This is a genomic window from Ornithinimicrobium sp. CNJ-824 (assembly GCF_001942405.1).
GTDB classification, from domain to species: domain Bacteria; phylum Actinomycetota; class Actinomycetes; order Actinomycetales; family Dermatophilaceae; genus Ornithinicoccus; species Ornithinicoccus kibberensis.
In genome coordinates this window covers 2453-24949 of the sequence record NZ_MKKA01000009.1, presented here as the reverse complement: position 1 = coordinate 24949, position 22497 = coordinate 2453, and the positions used below count along the sequence as shown (strand labels likewise).

The 22497-nt window shown below is 70.4% G+C and carries 19 protein-coding genes and 2 pseudogenes; 13 read left to right on the top strand and 8 right to left on the bottom strand.

Annotation, left to right across the window (positions count from 1 at the left end):
• Positions 1 to 20: 20 nt before the first annotated feature.
• Positions 21 to 680 carry a DUF881 domain-containing protein gene (locus BJF81_RS03790; protein WP_075957224.1) on the bottom strand — a complete coding sequence of 220 codons (660 nt, stop codon included), beginning with the start codon at positions 678 to 680 and terminating at the stop codon, positions 21 to 23.
• A 198-nt stretch (positions 681 to 878) separates the two neighbouring features.
• Here BJF81_RS03790 and BJF81_RS03785 point away from each other — a divergent pair, with 198 nt between their 5' ends.
• Positions 879 to 1142, top strand: a complete 264-nt coding sequence (locus BJF81_RS03785) for a cell division protein CrgA (protein ID WP_075957223.1) — start codon at positions 879 to 881, stop codon at positions 1140 to 1142.
• Between the two features lie 241 nt (positions 1143 to 1383).
• Here BJF81_RS03785 and BJF81_RS19010 read toward each other — a convergent pair whose 3' ends face one another.
• Both BJF81_RS19010 and BJF81_RS03775 read right to left on the bottom strand, forming a co-directional pair.
• Positions 1384 to 1998, bottom strand: coding sequence for a rhomboid family intramembrane serine protease (locus tag BJF81_RS19010; RefSeq protein ID WP_237769999.1), 615 nt, complete (start codon positions 1996 to 1998; stop codon positions 1384 to 1386).
• A 372-nt stretch (positions 1999 to 2370) separates the two neighbouring features.
• A pseudogene (locus BJF81_RS03775) lies at positions 2371 to 2888 on the bottom strand (peptidylprolyl isomerase).
• Positions 2889 to 3005: 117 nt separating this feature from the next.
• Between BJF81_RS03775 and BJF81_RS03770 the strand changes: the two are divergent.
• From BJF81_RS03770 to BJF81_RS03735, 8 genes are all read left to right on the top strand, one after another.
• The gene (locus BJF81_RS03770; RefSeq protein ID WP_075957222.1) at positions 3006 to 4610 is read left to right on the top strand and encodes a hypothetical protein; all 1605 of its coding nucleotides are present in this window, start codon (positions 3006 to 3008) and stop codon (positions 4608 to 4610) included.
• Between the two features lie 319 nt (positions 4611 to 4929).
• Complete coding sequence (locus BJF81_RS03765; RefSeq protein WP_083663972.1) at positions 4930 to 7215, top strand: acyltransferase family protein; 2286 nt, start codon at positions 4930 to 4932, stop codon at positions 7213 to 7215.
• Between the two features lie 55 nt (positions 7216 to 7270).
• Positions 7271 to 8488 (top strand): ATP-grasp domain-containing protein, encoded by a 1218-nt coding sequence (locus tag BJF81_RS03760; protein WP_075957221.1) that lies wholly within the window; start codon positions 7271 to 7273, stop codon positions 8486 to 8488.
• A complete protein-coding gene (locus tag BJF81_RS03755; RefSeq protein WP_075957220.1) occupies positions 8478 to 9521 on the top strand; it encodes a hypothetical protein in 1044 nt (347 codons plus the stop codon). Before BJF81_RS03760 ends, BJF81_RS03755 begins: the two co-directional genes overlap by 11 nt.
• Entirely contained in the window at positions 9518 to 10708 is a 1191-nt protein-coding gene (locus BJF81_RS03750) for an alpha/beta hydrolase (protein WP_075957219.1), read from the top strand. The genes BJF81_RS03755 and BJF81_RS03750 overlap by 4 nt, the downstream gene beginning before the upstream one ends.
• A gap of 62 nt (positions 10709 to 10770) precedes the next feature.
• Positions 10771 to 11322 (top strand): NYN domain-containing protein, encoded by a 552-nt coding sequence (locus BJF81_RS03745; protein WP_075957218.1) that lies wholly within the window; start codon positions 10771 to 10773, stop codon positions 11320 to 11322.
• 116 nt (positions 11323 to 11438) lie between these two features.
• On the top strand, positions 11439 to 11966 hold the full coding sequence (locus BJF81_RS03740; RefSeq protein WP_075957217.1) for a peptidase: 528 nt from the start codon (positions 11439 to 11441) through the stop codon (positions 11964 to 11966).
• A gap of 43 nt (positions 11967 to 12009) precedes the next feature.
• Positions 12010 to 14679, top strand: coding sequence for a phosphoenolpyruvate carboxylase (locus BJF81_RS03735; protein ID WP_075957216.1), 2670 nt, complete (start codon positions 12010 to 12012; stop codon positions 14677 to 14679).
• Between the two features lie 55 nt (positions 14680 to 14734).
• On the opposite strand, the gene BJF81_RS03730 is transcribed toward BJF81_RS03735, so the two are convergent.
• Complete coding sequence (locus BJF81_RS03730; RefSeq protein WP_075957215.1) at positions 14735 to 15556, bottom strand: mechanosensitive ion channel family protein; 822 nt, start codon at positions 15554 to 15556, stop codon at positions 14735 to 14737.
• Between the two features lie 111 nt (positions 15557 to 15667).
• On the opposite strand from BJF81_RS03730, the gene BJF81_RS03725 reads away from it, so the two are divergent.
• Both BJF81_RS03725 and BJF81_RS03720 read left to right on the top strand, forming a co-directional pair.
• On the top strand, positions 15668 to 16663 hold the full coding sequence (locus BJF81_RS03725; RefSeq protein WP_075957214.1) for an asparaginase: 996 nt from the start codon (positions 15668 to 15670) through the stop codon (positions 16661 to 16663).
• A 50-nt stretch (positions 16664 to 16713) separates the two neighbouring features.
• Entirely contained in the window at positions 16714 to 17592 is an 879-nt protein-coding gene (locus BJF81_RS03720) for a polysaccharide deacetylase family protein (protein WP_075957213.1), read from the top strand.
• 14 nt (positions 17593 to 17606) lie between these two features.
• On the opposite strand, the gene BJF81_RS17200 is transcribed toward BJF81_RS03720, so the two are convergent.
• Positions 17607 to 17786 carry a hypothetical protein gene (locus tag BJF81_RS17200; protein ID WP_143780652.1) on the bottom strand — a complete coding sequence of 60 codons (180 nt, stop codon included), beginning with the start codon at positions 17784 to 17786 and terminating at the stop codon, positions 17607 to 17609.
• On the opposite strand from BJF81_RS17200, the gene BJF81_RS03715 reads away from it, so the two are divergent.
• Together BJF81_RS03715 and BJF81_RS03710 are read left to right on the top strand one after the other, a co-directional pair.
• Positions 17776 to 18123 carry a hypothetical protein gene (locus tag BJF81_RS03715; protein WP_143780651.1) on the top strand — a complete coding sequence of 116 codons (348 nt, stop codon included), beginning with the start codon at positions 17776 to 17778 and terminating at the stop codon, positions 18121 to 18123. The genes BJF81_RS17200 and BJF81_RS03715 overlap by 11 nt on opposite strands.
• 513 nt (positions 18124 to 18636) lie before the next feature.
• Positions 18637 to 19718 (top strand): annotated as a pseudogene (locus tag BJF81_RS03710) (transposase).
• A gap of 142 nt (positions 19719 to 19860) precedes the next feature.
• On the opposite strand, the gene BJF81_RS03705 reads toward BJF81_RS03710, so the two are convergent.
• The 3 genes from BJF81_RS03705 to BJF81_RS17190 form a co-directional block, all read right to left on the bottom strand.
• Positions 19861 to 20541 carry a phosphorylase family protein gene (locus BJF81_RS03705; RefSeq protein ID WP_075957211.1) on the bottom strand — a complete coding sequence of 227 codons (681 nt, stop codon included), beginning with the start codon at positions 20539 to 20541 and terminating at the stop codon, positions 19861 to 19863.
• A gap of 1 nt (position 20542) precedes the next feature.
• Positions 20543 to 20926: a hypothetical protein gene (locus tag BJF81_RS17195; RefSeq protein WP_143780649.1), complete on the bottom strand. Its 384-nt coding sequence runs from the start codon at positions 20924 to 20926 to the stop codon at positions 20543 to 20545.
• 158 nt (positions 20927 to 21084) lie between these two features.
• A partial coding sequence (locus BJF81_RS17190; RefSeq protein WP_237769997.1) for a hypothetical protein occupies positions 21085 to 22497 on the bottom strand: 1413 nt, incomplete at its 5' end.

Here is a 22497-nt window from a genome sequence, read left to right as displayed (position 1 = left end):
GTCCCCGGACGTCCGCGACGTCAGTCGTTGCGGAGGCTGTCGATCTCCTCGACCTCGCCGGGCAGCTCCACCGGGGTGGCGTACTGGGGTCGCAGGCTGCCGGCGTAGGCGGGCATCTCCATGCTCCCCAGCTCGGTGACGGTGTACCCCAGCCCGATGAGCTCGGCCCAGTCGCGGTAGGTGCTGACCGTCGGGTCCTGCTCCAGCGCCGCCAGCATGGCGTCGGGGTCGCCGACGGCGGTGACGGTGTAGGGCGGGGAGTAGACCCTGCCCTGCAGGTAGAGCGTGTTGCCGACGCACTGGACCGAGCTGGTGGCGATGACCCGCTGGTCCTGCACCATCATCGCCTCGGCCCCGCCGGCCCACAGGGCGTTGATGACGCCCTGGAGGTCCTGCTGGTGGACGACGACGTCGTCGACCGAGTAGCCCTCGGGCAGGGTGTCGAGGCTGTAGCCCGCGTCGTCCAGGGTCACCTGCACGGCCGGGCCTTCGACGGGACCGAGGCCGACGGCCGGGGCCAGCGTGTCGGCGGCCCGGTTGAGCTGGCGGGTCTGGCTGGTGTCGACGGCCGCCTGGAGCACGGAGACCTCCTCGCGCAGCTCCTCGGCCTGCTCGGTCAGCTCGCGCACCTGGGAGTCGCGGGCGGTGATGAGGCCCGGGAGGTCGTTGACGCTGCCCACGGGGGGGGCGCTCGCGGGCGAGCGAGGCGCTCGTGCCGAAGAGGAGCCCGGCGAGCAGGAACATGACGGTCACGCCGACGGTCCGGGTCGGACGTCGGGACGTGACCGGTCGCTCGTCCGGCTCCCCGCTCGCGCTGCTCATCCCCACCAGCGTATCCGCGTATCCTGACCGTCACCCGAACCGACGAAGGAGACCCCGTGCCCGAGTCCCGAGGCCGAGAGGGCGCCAGGGAGCGCGCCCGCCGGGCCACCGAGCTCAACACCCAGAGCAAGGCCCCCGCGTCGAACCCGCCCTGGTTCGTCCCGCTCATGAGCGGGCTGATGATCGTCGGCGTGCTGTGGGTGGCCACCTTCTACGTCACGTCCGGGATGTGGCCGATCGCGGCGATCGGCTACTGGAACCTCGCGATCGGCATGGGCCTGATCATGGCGGGCTTCGTCATGGCCACCCGGTGGCGCTGACGGTCCGGTCCGCCGGCCGAACACCCCGCCGAGTTATCCACAGGCTGTCCACACATTGGGGATGAATCACACCGTTGTCATTCTTTTCTGTGGATAACTACCGGGGGCCTGTGCACGGCCGATCGCCCCGGCTGATCGGCTGATCCGACCGGCCACCTCGCGCGACCGATCGTGGCCCCGCCAGGGGCCCGAAGCCGTCGGGCGGACCCGACGGATCGGCGGGCCCCCTGCGGAACGACTCTCAGCCGGTCAGCATGAACGCCCCGGCGCCGAGCACCTGGACGATCCGGAAGACCCCGAGCCCCAGCAGCACGGCGGCCAGGCCGACCAGACCCGGCCAGAACATCGCGCGTCGACGCACGGCCTCCTTGTCCCGCCCGGGGGCCGAGGTCAGCAGCAGCAGGCCGCCCAGCGCGGCCCCGGTGACCGCCCCTCCGACGTGGGCCTCCCAGGCGATGCCGCTGACGAAGAACGGCAGCGCGAGGTTGATCCCGATCATCACCAGGAGCGCGGTGGGCACCTGGCCCTGCCGCACCAGCAGCACGACGTAGAGGAGCAGCAGGCCGAAGATCGCCCCGGAGGCGCCCACCACCTGCACGAACCATCCCGGCTCGAGCGGGCTGAGCAGCAGCACGCCGATGGACCCGCCGACGGCGCTGAGCAGGTAGACCAGCAGGAACCGGACCCGGCCGAGAGCACCCTCGAGGGTGGGCCCGAAGGCGTACAGGATGTACATGTTGAACACGATGTGCAGCAGCGAGGTCGGCGAGTGCACGAAGGCGGAGGTGATGAACCGCCACGGCTCGCTGCCGGCCAGCACGCCGACGAAGGACAGGTCGCGGGTCAGCCCGGGCACGAGACGCTGCCCGAGGTACACCGCGACGCAGAGGCCGAGGATCGTCCAGGTGACGACGGGCGGGCCGTCGGCGACGCGGGCGCGAACCGGGTGCGCGGCGTGGGGGTGGAGCGCGCACCCTCCTTGACGCAGTCGACGCACTGGATGCCGACGGCGGCCGGCCGCTGGCAGTCGGGGCAGGTGGGGCGCCCGCACCGCTGGCAGCTGACGTAGGAGACCCGGTCCGGGTGGCGTGGGCACGTGGGCGGGTCCGCCGCCCCACCGGACCCGGGGGTATGCGGCCCCGCGCCGTCACCGGGGCCGGTGGCCGGACGGGGGTCCGAGGGGTCGGGGCCCGGCGGGGGCGGGGAGCTCACGTGCCGCGGGGTCGGGTCAGCGCTCGACGCTGACGCGCTCGATGACGACGGGCTCGACCGGCTTGTCGTTGCGGCCGGTCTCGACGGCGGCGATGGCGTCCACGACGTCGCGCGAGGCTGGTCGGCGACCTCGCCGAAGATCGTGTGCTTGCCCTGCAGCCAGGTGGTGGAGTCCACGGTGATGAAGAACTGCGACCCGTTGGTCCCCTTGCCCATGCGCTTGCCGGCGTTGGCCATGGCGAGCATGTAGGGCTGGTTGAAGTTGTGGTCGGGGCTGATCTCGTCGTCGAAGGTGTAGCCCGGTCCGCCGATGCCTTCGCCCATGGGGCAGCCGCCCTGGATCATGAAGTTGGGGATGATCCGGTGGAAGGTCAGGCCGTCGTAGAACGGCTGCGGGCTGGTGCGCCCGGCGTCGTCCTTGTACTCCTTCTCGCCCGTGGCCAGTCCGACGAAGTTGGCGACCGTCTTCGGCGCCGCGTTCTCGAAGAGGGTCAGGTTGATGTCGCCGTGGTTGGTGTGCAGCGTGACGTTCATGGCGGACAGTCTCGCACGAGGCTCCGACGCCCCCGGTCCCGTGGCGACCCACCCCCGGTGGAGTTGTGTCCGGCGACGGTGCAGGATGGGAGGCAGACAACCGAAGGAGGAGCAGTCGTGTTCTTCAAGACCGACGCCGAGCGTGCGTCCGCCCAGGCCGCCAAGGCCAGATCCGACGCCGGGGAGGCTGGCAGCATCGCCGCCACGGGGGCCCGCAACCTCGGTGCCGCCGTGCTGGCGACCCTGGCCGAGGCGACCGCCCCCAAGGACGACAGCAAGGGTCGCAAGCACGCCCAGAAGGCCCGCGCCAAGGCGCTCAAGGCCGCCACCCACGACCGCGAGGAGGCCGCCAAGGCCGCCTCCAGGGCCGCCGAGCACGGCCGCAAGGCCACCGACCTGGGGCTGGCCGCCGCCGACCGCTCGACCAGCAAGCTGACCAAGGACGCCCGCGAGCGGGCCGGGAAGGCGAGCAAGGTCGCCGGCAAGAAGGCCAGGAAGGCGAACAAGAAGGCGGAGAAGTCCGCCGGACGTCTTGCCGCGCTGGCCGGCACCGCCGCCGTCGGGGCCCGGTCCGGGGCCAGCCACCTCGCCGAGGAGACCCGCGAGCGCAGCAGCTACCTGGCCGACAGCGCGCGGGAGCGCGCCGGACACCTCGCCGAGCGCACCGCTCCGCTCACCGCGGACGCCAAGGAGAAGGCCGGGGCCAGCGCCGCGATGCTGGCCGCCCTCGCGGCCGCCGCCCGCGAGAGGGCCGAGGAGAGCCGGGACCGCGCGGTCCTGGGGATCGACCACGGCATCGACGCCGCCGTGCCCCGTGCGCAGGAGGGGGTCGCCGCCGTCGGACCGCGCGTGGACCACCTGCGCGACGTGATCAACGAGGAGCTGCTCCCCAAGATCCAGGCCATGCTGGGCGACGTCCAGGCGGGCAAGGACCGGGTGCTGACCCAGGAGGAGGGCCTGGCCGCCGCCGTCACGGGCTCGCCCAAGAAGCGCAAGAAGAAGGGCGGCGTGCTCATCGCCCTCGGTCTGCTGGCCGCCGCCGGTGCGGCCCTGGCCTGGTGGCTCGGCGAGCAGGAGAAGGCTCCGGCCAAGGACCCGTGGGCCTCGCAGGCCGGCGGCGCCGACCCGTGGGCGAGCCGCACCCCCACCAGCTCCGGCACGACGCCCGAGGTGGCCGGCGCCTACGCCCCCGCCACGTCGACCACGGGCACTGCCGATGTGTCGGGCGGCGCCACCACCCCCAGCTCGCAGAGCTTCGGGGTCGGCAGCGCCGCCGGGGCGGGAGCGGCCGGCACGGCCGCTGCCACCACCGGCACCACCACCGGGACCACGTCCGACAGCGGGTCCTACGAGCAACCGCGCATGCTCGACTCGGAGGAGATCGACGAGCTCGCCACCGACGAGCCGACGACCACCGACGAGCAGACCCCCGGTGAGTCCCCGACCGAGGAGATCGCGTCCGCCCGGAAGCACCACGGCGAGCCGGTCGCCCACGGGAGCGGGACCGGTTCGGACCCTGCCGACGACTCGGTCGCCCACGAGGAGGCCGAGGCCCGCGACGAGGCTGACAGCGCCACCTGGTCGGGCGCCATCGACCGGTCCGACGCCGACGACCGTGCCGGCCTGGGCACCGGCCCCGACGTGGACGCCGACCCGGCCCAGCCGCCGCTCGACCGCCCCGAGGCGGAGCGCCGCTACGACGACCGGTCCACCGGCATCTGACGAACGGCCTGCCGGCCGACGGCACCAGCACCACGACCGAGGGCGTCCTCCACCAGGAGGGCGCCCTCGGTCGTCGCCCGACCACTTCCGGCCCTCCCGGGGGCCATACCTCGTCACGCCGCACCTCGAGGCCGGCACCAGCACCTGTGCCCGTTGCAGAACGACCCCGTGCCCGACCCTGCGACACACCGGGCGATAGCGGAGTGACGGGTGTGGTGCGAACCTACGCTGGGTCCGACCGCCGCAGCTCGGGGAGCAGGTCCTGCCGTCCGGAGGCAGCGACCGCCCCGCCCCGTGGTCGTGAGGAGGTGGGCGGCCGATGTCCCTGCCCGCGCACCTGCCCGACGAGACCGAGGTCGTACCGACACCCCCCGCTCCGCGCGGCCCCGAGGCGCTGCGCGCCCAGCCGGCGCGCACGGCATACCCCTCCTCGCGGACCCGGACCGGCTCCGGGCGCACGAGCAGCGCGAAGGGGCGCGGCCGCAGCGGCCGGCGCCGCGGGCCCGAGGGCGTCTCGCCCCGGCCGGGCTACATCCCCGGGCTGGACGGCCTGCGCGCGATCGCCATCGTCTCGGTGCTGCTGTTCCACTTCCTGCCGACGACCCTGCCCGGGGGCTACCTCGGCGTCGACGTCTTCTTCGTCGTCTCCGGCTTCCTCATCACCACGCTGCTCCTGCGCGACGTCGCCCGCCGCGGCAGGCTGGACCTGCTGAACTTCTGGAAGCGCCGCGCCCGACGCCTCCTGCCCGCCCTCGTCCTCGTCGTCCTCGTCAGCGTCACCGCGGCGCGGATGGTCGGCGGCGACCTGCTCGTGGGCATCGGCCGCCAGGCGCTCGGGGCGCTGACCTTCACGACCAACTGGCTGGAGATCGGCGCGGGGGCCAGCTACTTCCACAGCACCTCGCCGATCCTCTTCATCAACTTCTGGTCGCTGGCCGTGGAGGAGCAGTTCTACCTGCTCTGGCCGCTCGTGCTGGCGGTCGGGCTGGCGCTGACCCGGACGACCCGGCAGCGGCTCTACCTCGTCGGCGGGGTGGGGCTGGCGTCGACGATCGCCATGGCGGTCCTGTGGTCGCCCACCGAGGACGCCACCCGCGTCTACTACGGCACCGACACCCACCTCATGGGGCTGATGGCCGGGGCCGCCCTGGCGATCGCGTGGGCCGACCCGACCCACCGGGCCGGGCTGCGCAGCGCGGTATGGCGTCGCTGGCGGTGGGCGGCCGTGCTCGGGGCCCTGGTCGTGCTGGGGGCGCAGCTGCGGTGGATGGACGAGGGCTCGGCGCTGACGTTCCGGGGCGGCTTCCTCCTCGCCTCGCTGGCGACCGTCGTGCTCGTGGCCGCCCTGCTGGAGTCCGACGGCCTGTGGCGCTCGACGATGGAGCTGGCGCCGCTGCGGTGGATCGGTGAACGGTCGTACGGCATCTACCTGTGGCACTGGCCGGTCCTGATGATCGTCGGCGCGGTCTTCCCCTACGCCGTCGGCACCACCCGCGGCTGGGTCGTGCTCGGCGGGGCGCTGGCGCTGACCCTGGTCATGACCGAGCTCTCGCTGCGGCTCGTCGAGCGGCCGGTGCGCAAGCACGGCTTCCGGCGCTCGATCCGACGGGCGACCCGGTGGGTGCGCACGCCCTGGGAGACCAGCCGGACGCCGCGGATCGTCGCCGGGGCGCTGGCGGCCATGGTGCTGCTCACGGCGGTCGCCGTGGCCACCGCCCCGGAGAAGTCGCAGACCCAGCAGCAGATCGAGGAGTCCGAGGCCCGGCTCGGGGTCACCGGCGGTGCTGCCGACGGCGGGGACGACGCGGCTGCGGACGGGGGCGCGGCCGACCTGGACGCCGGCGACACCGGGATCGTCGCCGGCCAGGCCCTGGGGACGGCCGGGGACGCGGGGGCCGCAGCGAAGGATGCCGCCAAGGACGGGTCCGACGCGAAGGACGGCGCGAAGGACGAGAAGGACTCCGGGGACAAGGACAAGGACACCGACAAGGCCGCGGCGAAGGACGACAAGGACGGCGACAAGGAGGAGCCGGCCGACGCCGAGCTCTCCGAGGGTGCCGTGGTGGTCAACGGCTCGTCCTTCGCCCCCGACGCCGACGACCTGCTCGTCCCGGCGGGGGAGGAGATCACCGCGATCGGCGACTCCCTCGTCGTCACCAGCGCCGACGGGCTGACCTACCGCTTCCCGGGCGTCGCCTACGAGGCCCGGTCCAACCGGCAGTGGCACGACACCCTGGCCGTCATCGAGGAGTCGGTGGCCGCCGGCACCGTCCGCGACAACGTCGTCCTCCACCTGGGCACCAACGCCGGCGTCGACGGGAAGGCCCTGCGGGCGGCGCTCGAGGCGTTCGGGCCGGAGCGCAACGTGGTCGTCATGGACCTCTACGTGCGCAGCTCCTTCGTCGACTCCTCCAACGAGACGATCCGCGAGGTCGTCGCCGAGCACCCGAACGCGGTCGTCGGCGACTGGAACGGCACGATCAGCCAGCAGCCGCAGGTGCTGCAGTCCGACCAGGTCCACCCGGACATCGAGGGGATGCACGTCTACGCCGAGGTGGTGGCCCGGGCGTTCGACGAGCTCGCCCGCGGCGCGCAGAAGGACTGACGCGGCGCGGCCGCATACCTCTCCCCGCGGTCCCCGATGTGGCAGGCTCGACCTCGTGAACATCGTCTTCGTCGAGCCGCACTTCCCGCGCAACCAGCGCGAGTTCCCCCGGGCCCTCGCCGGGACGGGCGCCACCGTCATCGGCATCGGGGAGACGCCGCTGGACTACCTGGACGACCAGCTCAAGGACTGGATGGTCCACTACGAGCAGGTGGGCTCGGTGACCGACCTGCACCAGATGACCGAGGCGGTCCGCCGGGTGCAGGGCATGGTCTGGGTCGACCGGCTGGAGTCGACGATCGAGTCCCACCAGATGGTCGCCGCCCAGGTGCGGGAGGCCCTCGGCATCCCGGGCACGTCGGTGCGCACGACCTGGCTGTGCCGCGACAAGCCCTCGATGAAGGAGGCGCTGCGCCGGGCCGGGGTGCGCACCGCGGCCACGGTCGGCGCCGACGACGCCCAGCAGGTGTGGGACTTCGCCCGGGAGCACGGCTACCCGATCATCCTCAAGCCCCGCGACGCCGCCGGGGCCGCCGACACGCGCCGGGTCGACGACGACAGCCAGCTCGCGGCGGCCCTGGACTCCATGGGGCACTACAGCTCGATCGCCGTCGAGGAGTTCATCGAGGGCCACGAGGGGTTCTACGACACGGTCAGCATCGACGGCCAGATCGAGCTGGACTTCGCCTCGCACTACTACCCCAACGTGCTGGAGGCGATGCGCACACGCTGGATCTCCCCGCAGTTCGTGGCGACCAACCGGGTCGACGGCGGCGGCCTCTACGACGAGATGCGCGAGATGGGCACCCGGGTCAACGCCGCCCTGGGGATCGGCACCTCCGCCACGCACATGGAGTGGTTCCACGGGCCCAAGGGCCTGGTCTTCAGCGAGATCGGCTGCCGCCCGCCCGGCGTGGGCTGCTGGGACCTCTACAACGCCGCCAACGACATGGACGTGTATGCCGCGTGGGCCGAGGCGGTCGTGCACGGTCGCATCAGCCAGCAGCCCTCGCGCAGCCACTCCGCCGGGATCGTCGCGCTGCGGCCCGACCAGGACGGGGTGATCAGCGGCTACACCGGGCTGGAGGAGGTCGAGAACCGGTTCGGACGGTGGATCATCGACGCCAACGTCCCGGTGGCCGGCACCGGCACCCAGCCGGTGGAGGCCGGCTTTATGGCCAACGCGTGGGTCCGGATGAAGCACCCCGACTACGACCACCTGCGGTTCATGCTCGACGAGGTGGGGCGCGTCGTGCAGGTCCATGCCGGCTGACCCGGTCCCGGAGGACCTGACCGCCGACCCTCGGATCACCCTGCTCGGACCGCAGCGCAACCCCCGGATCGGGCAGGTCGTGGCCGACCTCGGCCTGGCGGGGCGCCGGTTCGCCACGATCACCACCGGGTGGCGCGACCGCGAGGCCGACGACGCGCTCCTCGCCGAGCAGCTGGGGCACCGGTGCGTCAACCTCGGGCTGTGGCAGCTCATGCAGGAGGTCTGGGAGGCCGACCCCGAGCTGGCCGAGGCCGACCGGCGCCGCCGGCTGGTGCACACCGAGATGCAGGAGCTCTACCTCATCGGGCTCGAGCAGGCCGTCGAGGCCCTGCGGCGGATCCGGCAGCACACCCCCCGTGACCCCCGGGTCGTGGAGCTGGCCGTCGAGGACGTCCTGTCGATCATGCGCGAGATGGACGTGCGGCACCTCGAGCGCGTGGGCGACCTCAACCACGAGTTCTACGCCCGCTGGGAGCCGCACCACCGCGACGCGGTCGTCACCGCCCGGTTCCACGTCGGCCGGCTCGTCGCCGACACCGAGGCGGTCGTGGTCACCGGCGGGCACGTGGGGGTGCTGCTGGGGGCCCTGCACCTGTTCAACCTCGGTCCCGCGCTGGCCACGCCGCCCGACGTCGAGCCCAGCACGCCGTTCGACCGCAGCGGCGGGCCGGACTTCGGGCCGGCCCCGCGGCTGCTGCGGCCGATCATCGCCTGGGGGGCCGGCGCGATGGCCCTCAGCGAGCGGGTGCTGCTCTTCTACGACGACCCGGTCGCCGCCCCCGGCGTCTCCGAGCTGCTGATGAACGGGCTGGCGCTGACCCGGGGCGTCGTGGCCCTGCCCTCGCCGCGGGAGCGGCTGCTGATGCGCGACCAGGACCGGATGCGGATGCTGGCCGCCCGGACGGCCCCGTGGACCGCGCTGCTGCTGGAGGAGCGGGCCCAGGTCACGCTCACCGCCGACGGCCGGCTGCCCGCGGGGGCCCGGGTCCTGGGCACCGACGGTCTGCCCCACGACCTGGAGGGAGCAGCGTGAGCCTGCCCACGCCATACCCGATCGCGCCGCGCCCGAAGGGCAAGCTGGCCATCAACCGCCTGCGGGAACGGGCCCCGCTGACCGACGCCGAGGTCGAGGAGTTCCTCGCCGAGCACGAGGTGCCCGTCGTCGAGGGACCGCGGAGCACCTTCCTCTACCGGGGCCGGGCCGACGCCGTCGCGGTGCTGCACCGGATCGTCAACCAGCCCCAGCACGTGCCGATGAAGCGGCTGGACGTGCTCGACGGCGACCCGCTGTGGTACGTCACCATCGAGCTGCCGGCGCACTCGCGGGTGGAGTACCAGCTCGAGGTGCGGCAGGGCGCGGCCGTCGAGGCGGTCAACGACCCGCTCAACCCGCACGTCGCGCACTCCCCGGTCGGCAGCTCCAGCGTCTGCCAGGCGGCCGGCTACGAGACCCCGACGTGGGTGCTGCCCCAGCCGGAGTCGCGGCCGGGGGAGCTGATCGACTGGGACCTGCCGTCGAAGGCGCTGCGACGGACCACGCACAACCGGGTCTACCTGCCCGCCCGGTTCCGGCGGTCCAGCTCCTACCCGTTGCTCGTCGTGCACGACGGGGACGACTACATCACCTACGCGGCGATGAAGACGGTCCTGGACAACCTCATCCACCACCTCGACATGGCCGAGACGATCGTCCTCTTCTCCAACCCCGGCGACCGGCTCAGGGAGTATCCCAACCACGCGCCCCACGCCCGGCACGTCACCCGCGAGCTGCTCCCGGCGCTGGAGGAGGAGCTGCCGGTCGTGCGGCGGTCGGACGCGCGGGCGCTCATGGGCGCCAGCTTCGGGGCGGTGGCCTCGCTGTCGACGGCGTTCCGCAGCCCCGACACGTGGGGCAACCTGTTCCTGCAGTCGGGCTCGTTCGTCTTCACCGACATCGGCTCCGACCACGGCGGCGGGCCGGCGTTCGACCCGGTCGTGAAGTTCATGAACCGCTACCGGGAGCGGCCGCGCCGGGTGGCCGACCGGATGATGATCACCTGCGGGGTCTACGAGCCGCTCATCGTGCCGAACCGGTCGATGGTGCCTGTCTTCGAGTCCACCGGGGCGCAGGTGCGGTATGTGGAGTCCCGCGACGGGCACTCGTGGGAGAACTGGCGCGACCGGCTGCGCGACGGGCTGTCCTGGATCTTCCCCGGCCCGCAGAAGCTCGTCTACGAATGATCGTGGACGATAGGACTATCTCGTGTTTTTCGTAGATCAACCGATATCAACCTAGGAGAGAGATGAGCACCTCGTACCTGCTGGTGGACGGCGAGAACATCGACGCCACCCTCGGCAACAGCATCCTGGGGCGTCGGCCCCACCCGGAGGAGCGTCCGCGGTGGGACCGGCTGCTGAGCTTCGTCCAGGACACCTGGGGCAACCCGGCCAAGGGGCTGTTCTTCCTCAACGCCAGCTCGGGCCTGCCGATGTCCTTCGTCCAGGCGCTGCGGGCGCTGGGCTACACGCCGGTGCCGCTGTCCGGGTCGGCCGAGGAGAAGATCGTCGACATCGCCATCCAGCGCACGCTGGACGCGCTCGCCGAGCGCGAGGACGACGTCATGCTCGTCTCCCACGACGGCGACTTCCTCGCCTCGGTCGAGCCGCTGCTCGACGGCACGCGGCGGGTCGGGCTGGTGGCGTTCGAGGAGTTCCGCAACTCGGGGTTCACCGACCTGGTGCACCGCGGGATGGAGTTCTACGACCTCGAGCACGACACGCGGGCGTTCAACTCCACGCTGCCGCGGATGCGGATCATCCCGATCGAGGAGTTCGACCCGGCGCAGTTCCTCTGAGGAGGCGGCGCGACCGCATCGTGACCTGCCGGTGCTTCCCCCCGACCCTCGGGCGTGGCACTCTTGGAAGGACCAAGCAGTGACCTGCATCACACGAGGTTCCTGAGGAGGTCGTCGTGTCGGATCGGGAGGTGCCGCCCGTCGAGGTGGCGCCGTGCACCAAGGACGGCTCGCTGGCAGGCTTCGTCATCTCCAACCGGTGGCCGGACGACACCCTGGAGTGGACCAACTTCCTGCTGCTCGCGGTGCAGATGGCGGCGGTGCCGGGGCTCCTCGGCGGCAGCACGGTCTTCCGGGTCATCGAGGAGCCGCCCGAGGGTGCCGATCACGCGGTCGGCCTGGTGATGGCCGAGGTGCAGGTCGGCGACCTGGGGCAGATGGTCCCCGGGCGGTATGCCGCGCACCCGCCCCCTGGTCTGGCGGTGCTCCACCCGCCCGGCTCGACGCTGGCGTCGGTGCCGGAGTACGCCACCGCCTCCGGCTGCCTCCTCCTGCCCGGCCTGCCCGACCTGGGTCTGGACCACCGGGCCGCGTGGGTCGAGGCGGACGCCCAGGGTCACGTCACCCGGATGACCAGCCGGGCCAACGTCGACCCGGGGTCGGACGTGGACACCGCGGCGCTCGCGCTGCTGCTGGCGGCGTGACCCTGCCGGACGACGACCCGCCCTGGCCGGTACGTTGGTCGGCATGCGGCACCTGGCCAACGACCTCGACCTGCTGACCGAGCTGCACGAACAGGTGCTGCAGGAGGCGGGGCAGGGTGACCTGGTCGAGGTCCTGCGACGGTTCCAGGATCCGGACGGGTCCGACGACGGGGACCTCGCTCCTCCCCGGGGGCCGGACCAGGTCGCCGCCGTCAGTCGCGCGGCCACCGTCCGACTGCATCTGACCAACCTGGCCGACGAGCGTCACCGCGCCCGCTCGCTCCGCACCGAGGACGGCGAGCACGGGGGGTCGGTCGACACCGGCGACGTCGGTCCGACGGTGGGGAGTGTGGGACCCCAGGCCCGTGACCGGTTCGCGCGGATGTGCCTCCACCCCGTGCTCACGGCCCACCCCACCGAGGCGCGGCGTCGCGCGGTGACCACCGCGCTGCGCCGCCTCGCCGAGCAGCTCGACCGGCACGCCGACCCGACCTCGGGGCCGGCCGAGCGGGCGTTCGCCCGTCGGCGCATGCTCGAGGACATCGACATCCTGCACCGCACCTCGACCCTCCGCACGACCCGCCCCCAACCCGTCGACGAGGTCAGCACGGTGCTGTCCATCTTCGACACCACGGTCTTCCGTGCCCTTCCGCGTTTCCAGCGGGCGGTGGAGGCGGCGTTGGCCGCCCAGGACGAGGGGCCCGTCGACCAGGAGCTGCCCTCCCTCGTGCGCTACGGGTCATGGGTCGGCGGCGACCGCGACGGCAACCCCCACGTGACGGCCGAGGTCACCCGGGCCACGATGGAGGCGCAGGCGGGCGTGGCGCTGCGGACGCTGCAGGCCAACGTCGAGCGGGTGGCCCGCACCCTGACGATGGACGAGGAGGGGACCCCGCCGTCCGCCGCGCTCCGGGAGGCGCTCGCCAACGACGCCGTTGCCCTTCCGGGCGACTTCGCCGGGATCGCCAAGGACTCCCCCTCGGAGCCCCACCGGCAGAAGCTGCTCGTCGTCGCCCATCGGCTGGAGGCCACCGCCCAGGGCGCGGCAAGCACGGCATACACCGACCCCGAGGAGCTGCTGGCAGACCTGGCCCTGGTCCGCACCTCCCTCCGCGACGCGGGTGACCGCAGGGCCGCGGACGGGGAGCTGCTGCACCTGGTGTGGCTGGTGCAGACCTTCGGGTTCCACCTGGCCGAGCTCGAGGTGCGTCAGCACAGCGGGGTGCACGTGCAGGCCCTGGTCGAGCTGCTCGGTCACGTCCGGACCCACGGCGCCACGGTCGACGGACGCCCCGTGGATGAGCCGGAGCGGGCCGCCCGCGACCCGCAGGTCCTGGACGCCCTGGCCCGGCACGGGTGGCCGATCGCCCTCCCGGAGCTGTCCCCGGCCACGCGCGAGGTGCTGGACACGCTGCGGGTCATGTCCTGGCTGCAGCATCGCTGGGGGGTGCGATGCTGCGGACGCTACATCGTGTCGTTCAGCCAGGGCGCCGACCACCTCGTGGCGGTGCGGGCCCTGGCCCGGCTGGCCGTGGGGGACAGGCCGCTGCGCCTGGACGTGGTCCCGCTCTTCGAGACGGGTGAGGACCTTCGGGCCGCCGGCAGCACCCTGGAGGAGTGGCTGGCGCTGCCGTCCACCCGCTCGTGGCTTGAGGAGCGCGACCGCCGGGTCGAGGTGATGATGGGCTACTCGGACAGCGCCAAGGACATCGGCCCCGCGGCCGCGACGCTGACCCTGCACCGGTCCCAGCAGCAGCTGGTGAGCTGGGCCGCACGGCACGACGTCGAGCTGACCATCTTCCACGGGCGCGGAGGCTCCTTGGGGCGCGGTGGCGGGCCGCTGCACCGCGCCATCACCGCCCAGCCCACCGGCTCGGTCGACGGTCGGCTCAAGGTGACCGAGCAGGGGGAGGTGATCTACGCACGCTACGCCGACGTGCGGCTGGCCCAGCAGCACCTCGAACGCATGGCCTCCGCGGTGCTCCTCGCTGACTCACCCGACGTCGTGCGTCGGCGCGAGCGGGCCGGGGAGCGCCACGCCGCCCTGGGCGAGCGGCTCGAGCTGGCCAGCAGGACCGCCTACCGCGACCTCATGGACACCGGCGGGATCGCCGACCTCGTGGCCGAGGCCAGCCCCCTGGACGTCCTGGGGGACCTGCGGCTGGGCTCCCGTCCCGCCCGTCGCGGGGCCGGGTCTGGTCGGAGCCTGGCCGACCTGCGGGCGATCCCGTGGGTCTTTGCGTGGTCGATGACCCGGGTGAACCTGCCCGGCTGGTACGGCCTCGGGACCGCCCTCGCGGCCGAGACGGACCGGGACGCGCTGCGCGCCGCCTACCGGGAGTGGCCCGTCCTGTCCTCGATGCTGGACGTGGCCGAGATGAGCCTGGCCAAGAGCCACGAGGAGCTGGCCGGGGAGTTCCTGGACCGCGCCGGCCGCCCGGAGCTGACGGCGACCATCCTGGCCGAGATGCGACGCACGCGCGAGCAGGTGCTGGACGTGCTCGGCCAGACCACCCTCCTGGAGCACAAGCCCCACCTGAGGACGGCTGTCGAACGACGACAGCCGCTCATCGACGCCCTGAGCCGGGTGCAGCTGCGCTGCCTCGAGGAGCTCGATGCCACCGGCGCGGACACGCAGGAGGGGCGGCCCTGGCACCGCGCGCTCCTGCTGACCATCAGCGGCATGGCCGCCGGTCTGCAGAACACCGGCTGAGGCCGGGCGGGGACTACTGGCACCACATGCCTGGTACCTGAATCCCCACCGGTCCTCACCCGGGCGCGTCCTGACCCTCCTGGGGCGTGACGTGTCGCACCACCCGCTGGGGGAACGGGATCTGGACCCCTGCCCGGTCGAGCCCACGCTTGACCGCCATCGCCGCCGCGCTGCGGGCGGCCCAGGTGGACGCCATGTCCGAGGCGTGCCAGAACATCACCGCGAACGTGATGGCGCTCTCCCCGAACTCCTGGGCCCAGGCCTTGGGGGTGGGGGTGGCCTGCAGCTCGTCCAGACCGGCGAGCGACTCGATCAGCACCCGTTGCGCGAGCGCCAGGTCGGTGTCGTAGGCCACCCCGACCACCAGCGTGGTGCGACGCAACGGCGTCCGGGTGTGGTTGACGATCGGGTGGCGCAGCACCTCGGCGTTGGGCAGGACCACGTCGAGACCGTCGTAGGTGCGCAGCCGCGTGGCGCGCAGGTCGATGTCCAGCACGGTGCCCTCGTAGTCGAGGCTGGTGATCTGGTCCCCCACCTTGAAGGGCCGGCGGGCCTGGATGAGCAGACCGGCGAGGAAGTTCTGCAGCAGGTCCTGGGCGGCGAAGGCCACCGCGATGCCACCGACGCCCATCGCCCCCAGCAGCGGCCCCACCTCCAGGCCGCTCACCCGCAGCGCCCACAGGCTGCCGAGGACGAAGACGGCCACGCTGGCGAAGCGGCCGACCTGACGACCGGTGTGGCGCTGCCCGTCGGCACCGTCGATCCCCCGGGTCAGCAGGCGATGGATGACCAGGCTGAGGAGGACGGTGACGACGAACACGAGCGCGCCGGACCAGGCGGGGCCGAGGTCCTCCAGCAGGCCGTTCAGGTCCGACATGGGAACGAATGTCTCACAGGCGACGGCCCGGGGGAGGCTCAGCCAGGTTCACCCACGCTCCGTGGTCCGGGGCCCGCTGCTAGCGTGCTGGACAGAGCAGGAGTGGTGCGGATGACCGATCGGAGCCGTGGCGGACCCCGGCGGGTGCTCGTGCTGGGCACGGGCGGCACGATCGCCTCCACGAGCGCGGACGGGTCAGGCGCCGTGGCCAGCCTTACCGCCCGGGACCTGCTCGGCGAGCTGGCCCCCGAGGGCGTCGAGGTGGAGACCGACGACGTGTTCACGCTCGGGTCCTACCTGCTGGAGCACCGGCACCTGCGGCAGGTCGTCGAGGCGGTCGCCGCCGCGGTCGCCCGCGACGACGTCGACGGGGTGGTCGTCACCCACGGCACGGACACGGTCGAGGAGACCGGGTTCCTGCTGTCCCTGTGCCAGCGCAGCGACAAGCCCGTCGTGCTCACCGGCGCCCAGCGGTCGGCCGACCACGCCGACACCGACGGGCCGCGAAACCTGCGGGACGCCGTGGTGGTCGCTGCCGACCCGCATGCGGAGGGGATGGGCCCGCTGCTGGTCTTCGCGGGGCTGGCGCTGCCCGGCGGCCGGTTCCGCAAGGCGCACACCCTGGCCCCGCAGCCGTTCGCGGTGTCCGACGGGGGGCCGCTGGGGACCGTGGGGGAGGACGGAGTCCGCCTGCACGCCCGGCCCGTGCGGCATACCTCGCCGTTGTCCTTGACGGCCCGGTTCGACACGACGCGGGTGGACGTCGTGACCCTGCACCCGGGGGCCGACGCCGCCCTGGCCCGGGCCGCGGTCGAGGCGGGCGCCGAGGCGGTCGTCCTGGCCGGCACAGGGGCGGGCAACGGCAACCACGCGCTGCTGCGGTGGGTGACCGAGTCGGTGGCGCAGGGGGTGACCGTGGGCGTCTCGACCCGCGTCGCCGAGGGTCCAGTCGCGCCGCTCTACGGCAACGGCGGCGCCCGTGACCTGCTCGACGCCGGCGCTCTCTCCATGGGGGCGCTGCCGCTGTTCCACGCACGGCTGCTGCTGGCCGCGCTGCGATCCACGGGCGAGAAGGTCACCCAGGAGCTCGTGGACCGCTACGCCTGACCTGGCTCCGACGATCCTGCACACCGCAACCGACAGAGAGGTAGCTGGCAATGAGCAAGAAGATCTACGTGGCCCTGGGCATCGACGTCGACGCCGTCGGGGGGTGGCTGGGCTCCTACGGCGGGGAGGACTCCCCGTGCGACATCTCCCGCGGCATGTTCGCCGGGGAGGTCGGGGTGCCGCGAATGCGGCGGCTGCTGGAGCGCTACGACCTGCCGTCGACGTGGTTCTGGCCGGGGCACTCGATCGAGACCTTCCCGGAGGAGTTCGACGAGGTCGTCGCAGCCGGCCACGAGATCGGGGCGCACGGCTACAGCCACGAGAACCCGATCGCGATGAGCCGCGAGCAGGAGACCGAGATCCTCGACTACTGCATCGACCTGATCGAGCGGCGTGCGGGCCGACGGCCCACGGGTTACGTGGCGCCGTGGTGGGAGTTCTCCCCGATCACCAACGAGCTGCTGCTGGACCGCGGCATCACCTACGACCACTCGCTCATGCACCGCGACTTCGAGCCGTACTACGTCCGGGTCGGCGACTCCTGGACCAAGATCGACTACGACAAGGACGCCCGCGACTGGATGAAGCCGCTGGTACGTGGCGAGGAGACGGACCTGGTGGAGATCCCGGCCAACTGGTACCTCGACGACCTGCCGCCGATGATGTTCATCAAGGCCAGCCCCAACAGCCATGGCTTCGTCAGCCCGCGGGACATCGAGCAGCTGTGGCGCGACCAGTTCGACTGGGTCTACCGGGAGATGGACTACGGGGTGTTCACGATGACCGTGCACCCGGATGTGTCCGGACGGCCGCAGGTGCTGCTCATGCTCGAGCGCCTCATCGAGCACATCAACCAGCACGACGCCGTGGAGTGGGCCCAGTTCAACACCATCGCCGAGGACTTCAAGCAGCGGTTCCCTCGCGGCTGAGGCCGGAGGTCGGTTCAGGTGTGCGGCGCCTGCGGGTCGGCCACGGACTGGGCGACGCCCTTCGTGTCCGGCCCGCGCCGGCGCGGGGACGTCGCGCGGTTGCTCACCTCGGTCGGCCACGGCGTCCGGGTGACCGGCGGCCCCCACGGGTGGACGGTGACCGGCCGGACGGGTGCAGCGACCGTGGCGTCCACCCTCGACGGTGTGGTCGCGGCCGTGGCCGGGTCGGTGCGGGCGAGGTCGTGGTCCGAGGTGGAGCAGCTGTTCGAGGCGCACGAGGGACGGGCGCAGGCGTATGACGACCCCTACCCCGATGCCGTCCCGCACCTTGCGCGGGGACCGGCCAGAGGTCCGGCCGTCCTGGGCTGCGGTGCTGATGGTCGTCTGCACCTGCGGGTGACGGCGTTCCTGCTCGGTGTGCGGGTCGTCCCGGACGGAGGCGTAGTCAGCCTGCCGGTGACGTCCCGCGACGCACCGTTCACCCTGGTGGGCGGTGGCGGGTCGGGCCTGACCGTGGTGGGCGATAGCTGACCACGACAGAGGCCCCTCCCGGATCCCGGGAAGGGCCTCTGACCTGGGTGGAGGCGAGGGGACTCGAACCCCTAACCCCCTGCTTGCAAAGTCCACGTCTGGGGCACGCGAGAACCCATTCCTGCAGTTCAGGGCGTTGCAGAGCACACCGGATCGCGCCGATTGCGTACCCCACTGCAGTACTTTTCTGGGGTACGGTCGGAATAGTTGTCTCGTCGATCTGCTTGAGGAGGAGCCTGCGATGAGTGCTGCTGCCACCCATGATTCCACCGGTCAAGGGCAGGCCGCCCGGGCCGCCGGGTCCCTCAGGGATCGTTGCTCGGCGCGTTCGTCGCGGCGCGCTAGAACGGGAGTGGTCTTCGGTGAGCTGCAGGCTCACGCATCTGCGCCCGCCGTCAAAACGGGCCTTTCACAAATGAGGGTGTAGTGCGCGCTGGCGCGCCGGTCCGGGGGTAGGTGTCGAGGTCTTCTGGTGATGGAAGTTCTCACACCACCCATCCGACAGACCTCGACGTGCCTGACGCTACCTTCACGCGCCCTTACCTGACCACCTGCACCCGCCTGGGTGTCAACGGCCAGGTGGAAGTCACTGGCCAGCTCTCGAACCTGATCGTGCGGTGTTCGCCTGCCGGGTCGTCAAACCGGACCGGACGACTGGTCCGGCGGTGCGACTGCCAGGGCGTCCCGCGCGACACGGTGACCCGAGAGCTGGGCGCACGAACCGTTCGGGTGGCGCCCCACGACCCTGCTGGTCACCCTGCGCCGGTACCGGTGCAAAGAGTGGGTCCGTGTGGCGCCAGGACACCACCGCCCCGGCCGAGCCGCGCGCGAAGACCTCCCGCGTCGGACCGCGGTGGGCACTGGTCGGCATCGTGACCCAGCACCGGTCCATAGCACGCGTCGCCGAAGGACTCGCCGTCTCCTGGAACACCGCCAACGAGGCAGTCCTGGCCGAAGGACAACGGCGGCCCATCGCCGACCCGGGCCGCCTCAACGGTGTCCCCGTGATCGGCGCGGATGAGCACGTCTGGCGGCACACCAGGAAGGGAGACAAGTACGGCACCCTGTCATCGACCTCATCCCGGTCCGCGACGAGACCGGGCCCTCCCGAGCTGGGCACCGGAGCCGCAAGGACGACCCCTTCTCCGCCGCGCGGCGGACCCTGCACACCGGAGCCGACCTGCTCACCGAACGCCAGCAGGAGCGCTTCGACAAAGCGGCTCTTCGCCAGCGATGAGCACCTGCAGGTCGAGCTGCCCTGGGGCATCTACCAGCGCATGATCTCCGCCTACCGTGACCCCGACCGCGCAGGCGGCCACATCGGGATGCGCTCGGTGATCGACGCCCTCACCGACCGACGGCGCACCCAGGCCGCTGATCGGCTGCGCAAGCTCGGCCGCAACCCTGGCCAGACGCGTCTGTGATGTCCTGGCCTACTTCGAGCGGCCCGCACGAGCAATGGCTTACCGAGACCGTGAAGGGAGGTCTCGAGCACCTACGCGGCCTGCCCTGGGATTCCGTACCTCACCCACTACATCGCAAGAGCGCTCCTGGAGGTCGGCGGATTCAGACCCCAACTACACCCTGCATGGTGAAGATCCTCAAGACGAGAGCGATACTAGATGACCGCAGAATCATGCGTCTGCACCCGCCGGTCAAACGCACTGGGTGCGCCGCCGGGCCCTCCCTCCACACCGGCCTAGCTCACAAAGCTGGTTATCCCTCAAGGGACCTCGATCATTCCCGGCTTACAGCCACGGCGGACAACTCGACCAAGATAGCCGCGGCGTTCATCGCATGGACACGCCAAGAGGTATCAGACTTCAGTGGATCGGCGTGGTCCGACACCCCCCTTACCACGCAAAAGGGGCGAGCGGTAGCAGTCTGCAATAGAGCGGCCGCAACGCCCCCAGCCTCCATCTCGACACCCGTCACCTTCGGCCAAGCCTCAATGAGTTCTTGGCGCCACTCGTCACTTGCCACGACTTCATCAGCGCAAACGATACCCTCCCCCATCTTTAGCGACGGCCGGACCCTCTGCGGGTAAAGCGGCAAATCTGAAACGGATTGGTACCAAAGAGCGTCATCGAAGTCGCCAGAACGAAGAAAATGAAGAAGTTTGCCGTTCACTGGAGAAGGCTGTAGCCGAAATTCCGGCGGTTCGTCTCCAAGCAACTTTCGTGTGCCCAGATCAACCACAACGTCCGGCACAAGCACGTCCCCTAGCGCCACATCTTGCTCCTCGAAGCCGCCAGCGATGCCGACAACCCAAACAGATAGTAGATTCTCCGTATCCACTGTGTGCAGATAGTGCATTACCGTAACTGCTGATCGCACACGCCCTGGTCCATGGCCCGGCAAAACCCTAACCGCGAGACCTGAGCCAGGCAACTTGCCGTCCCAAGTTGCATCCCCCATTCTATTCTGCAACCCCCCATCGACCTTTTAGAACATCCAGTTCCGCCGCCAACGCAACAAAGACCAGAATGTGGTCGCTTGATGCGGAAACACCAGAGGCACGGTCGTCGCCCACCCTATACTGAACGTCAACCAGGTCAGCAATATCTTGAGAGAAGTGAGCCCATCCATATTTCGTCGGATCCTGTATCTTTTGCCTGTAAGCAAAGAGGTGAGCACCAGCGTTCTTGGCGTCATTTTCAAGGTCCGGAAAACGATTAACATTCCCGATGGACAAGCCGACAACTACCGCGCCTCGGCGATGACCCACTTGAATGACGTCGAGGCCCCGCGGTACATGATCCTCCGCAGCTGCCCCAGGGTCGTCCTCCGGCGGAAAGAACATGTCAACGACCACAATGTCCGCTGGATTGTTCGGCCCCATAAGATATTCGATTGCGTCTAAGGGCTGATCAAACTCCTTGACATCAATACCCCCCCAAGAGCGGTGCCAACTGTAGTTTCAAGTTTCGCGCGTAAATCTGTCGCGCATCGTCTTTGTCGTCAACGATTACTAGCGTCTTCATTATATTCCTCCTGCACTCCGTTCCACAACGGCAGAACGAGTGTAGCTACGTATGTAAACGGCCTTCCATCGCTGGGTGACCCTTTCAGCGAGCCCCCAAAATTCCCGAGCAAACCATCGAAGCGACTCATGCCTTGGCCAGGATACTCCGCCTCCTCTGTACCGGTATTTTTGATCTCGAGCACAAGCTGCCCTTTGGCCACCTTGTGAGACACCTCGATAACCCGCCGCTCGCGTCGCCTCCCTCTGTGCCTCGTTGAGTAGACGTTCTCCATAACGTGGACCAGCGCATCACGCAGTACCATCCTGTCGCAAAACACCATATCCGCGGGGATGGAGGCTCCCGCGAAAACCGGTTCAGTACCTTCCGCAATGAGCCTCGTCCGGGCTTCAGCCCAGACCTTTTCCACATTCGCCGGGCACCGCTCCAACGCCCGGTAGAGGTAAGCCGCGTCTTCAGCATCGCCGGTAGGGCCACGTCCCACGGGAGCTTCCAATACGCTGGCAAACCAATCCCTGAATAGGTCCGCCAAGTCATTCCGATCTTGCTCGCCCAGCGTGTCGTTCTCAAGCGCCTCCATACCTCGGTCCAGAGTTTGTAGCTTCAGCAGCGACATTTCATGAGAATCCAACAACACCTCTGCCCTACGGCGCATACCCCACGAATTCTCCATGTCCAGGTATACTTCGATAATGGGACGTACAAAGGGAAGATTGGGTACAACCTGAGTCCCGATATAGTCAGAACAGTTTCGCCAAGCGGCACGGACACTGTCCCATCCGCCCGGCGGCTTCCACGAACCACCGATGCGTCCTTGTTCGCGGATACTGGGCCCGTCGAGTGCGTCAACAACAATGAGCGCATCCCCAGCGATGGCAGGATGACGAGCAAAAAGTGCCCTATAATCTCTTCGTAGTGCCTGCCACGCGGATTGCATGGTCGGACGCGTCGCGGCACGCTCGCGCGACCTCGCTGACCGCTCCATCCTCTGCAAAGTGTCGATCATGGCACCGGACTCTTCTTCGTGTGGCAAAATCTGGCTCTGCGCATCAAGACACGCCGCGGCGATTCTAGATTGTACCCCTTGAGTCTGGTGGTATGGACGGCTGGATAAGGTGTGCATCCCCAGGATCAACTCCCAGCGCACCTCATGCTCATTACAAGCCATGAAGAGTAAAGCGAAAGAATCAAGGAACACTTCTTTAGACACCGCTCTCAGGAGTGCGGACGCCGCCCATTTGCTAACACCTCCCCCCTGGCCTTCTCCGCGAATGGCTGCGACACATAGCCTGCCCAACCTTTGTCGCACCGAAGGAATGGCAAGAGGCAGATCTTTCAACCAGTCCGGCTCGACGAGTAAGAGCAGGAGTAGTGCTTGCCCCATTTCCCC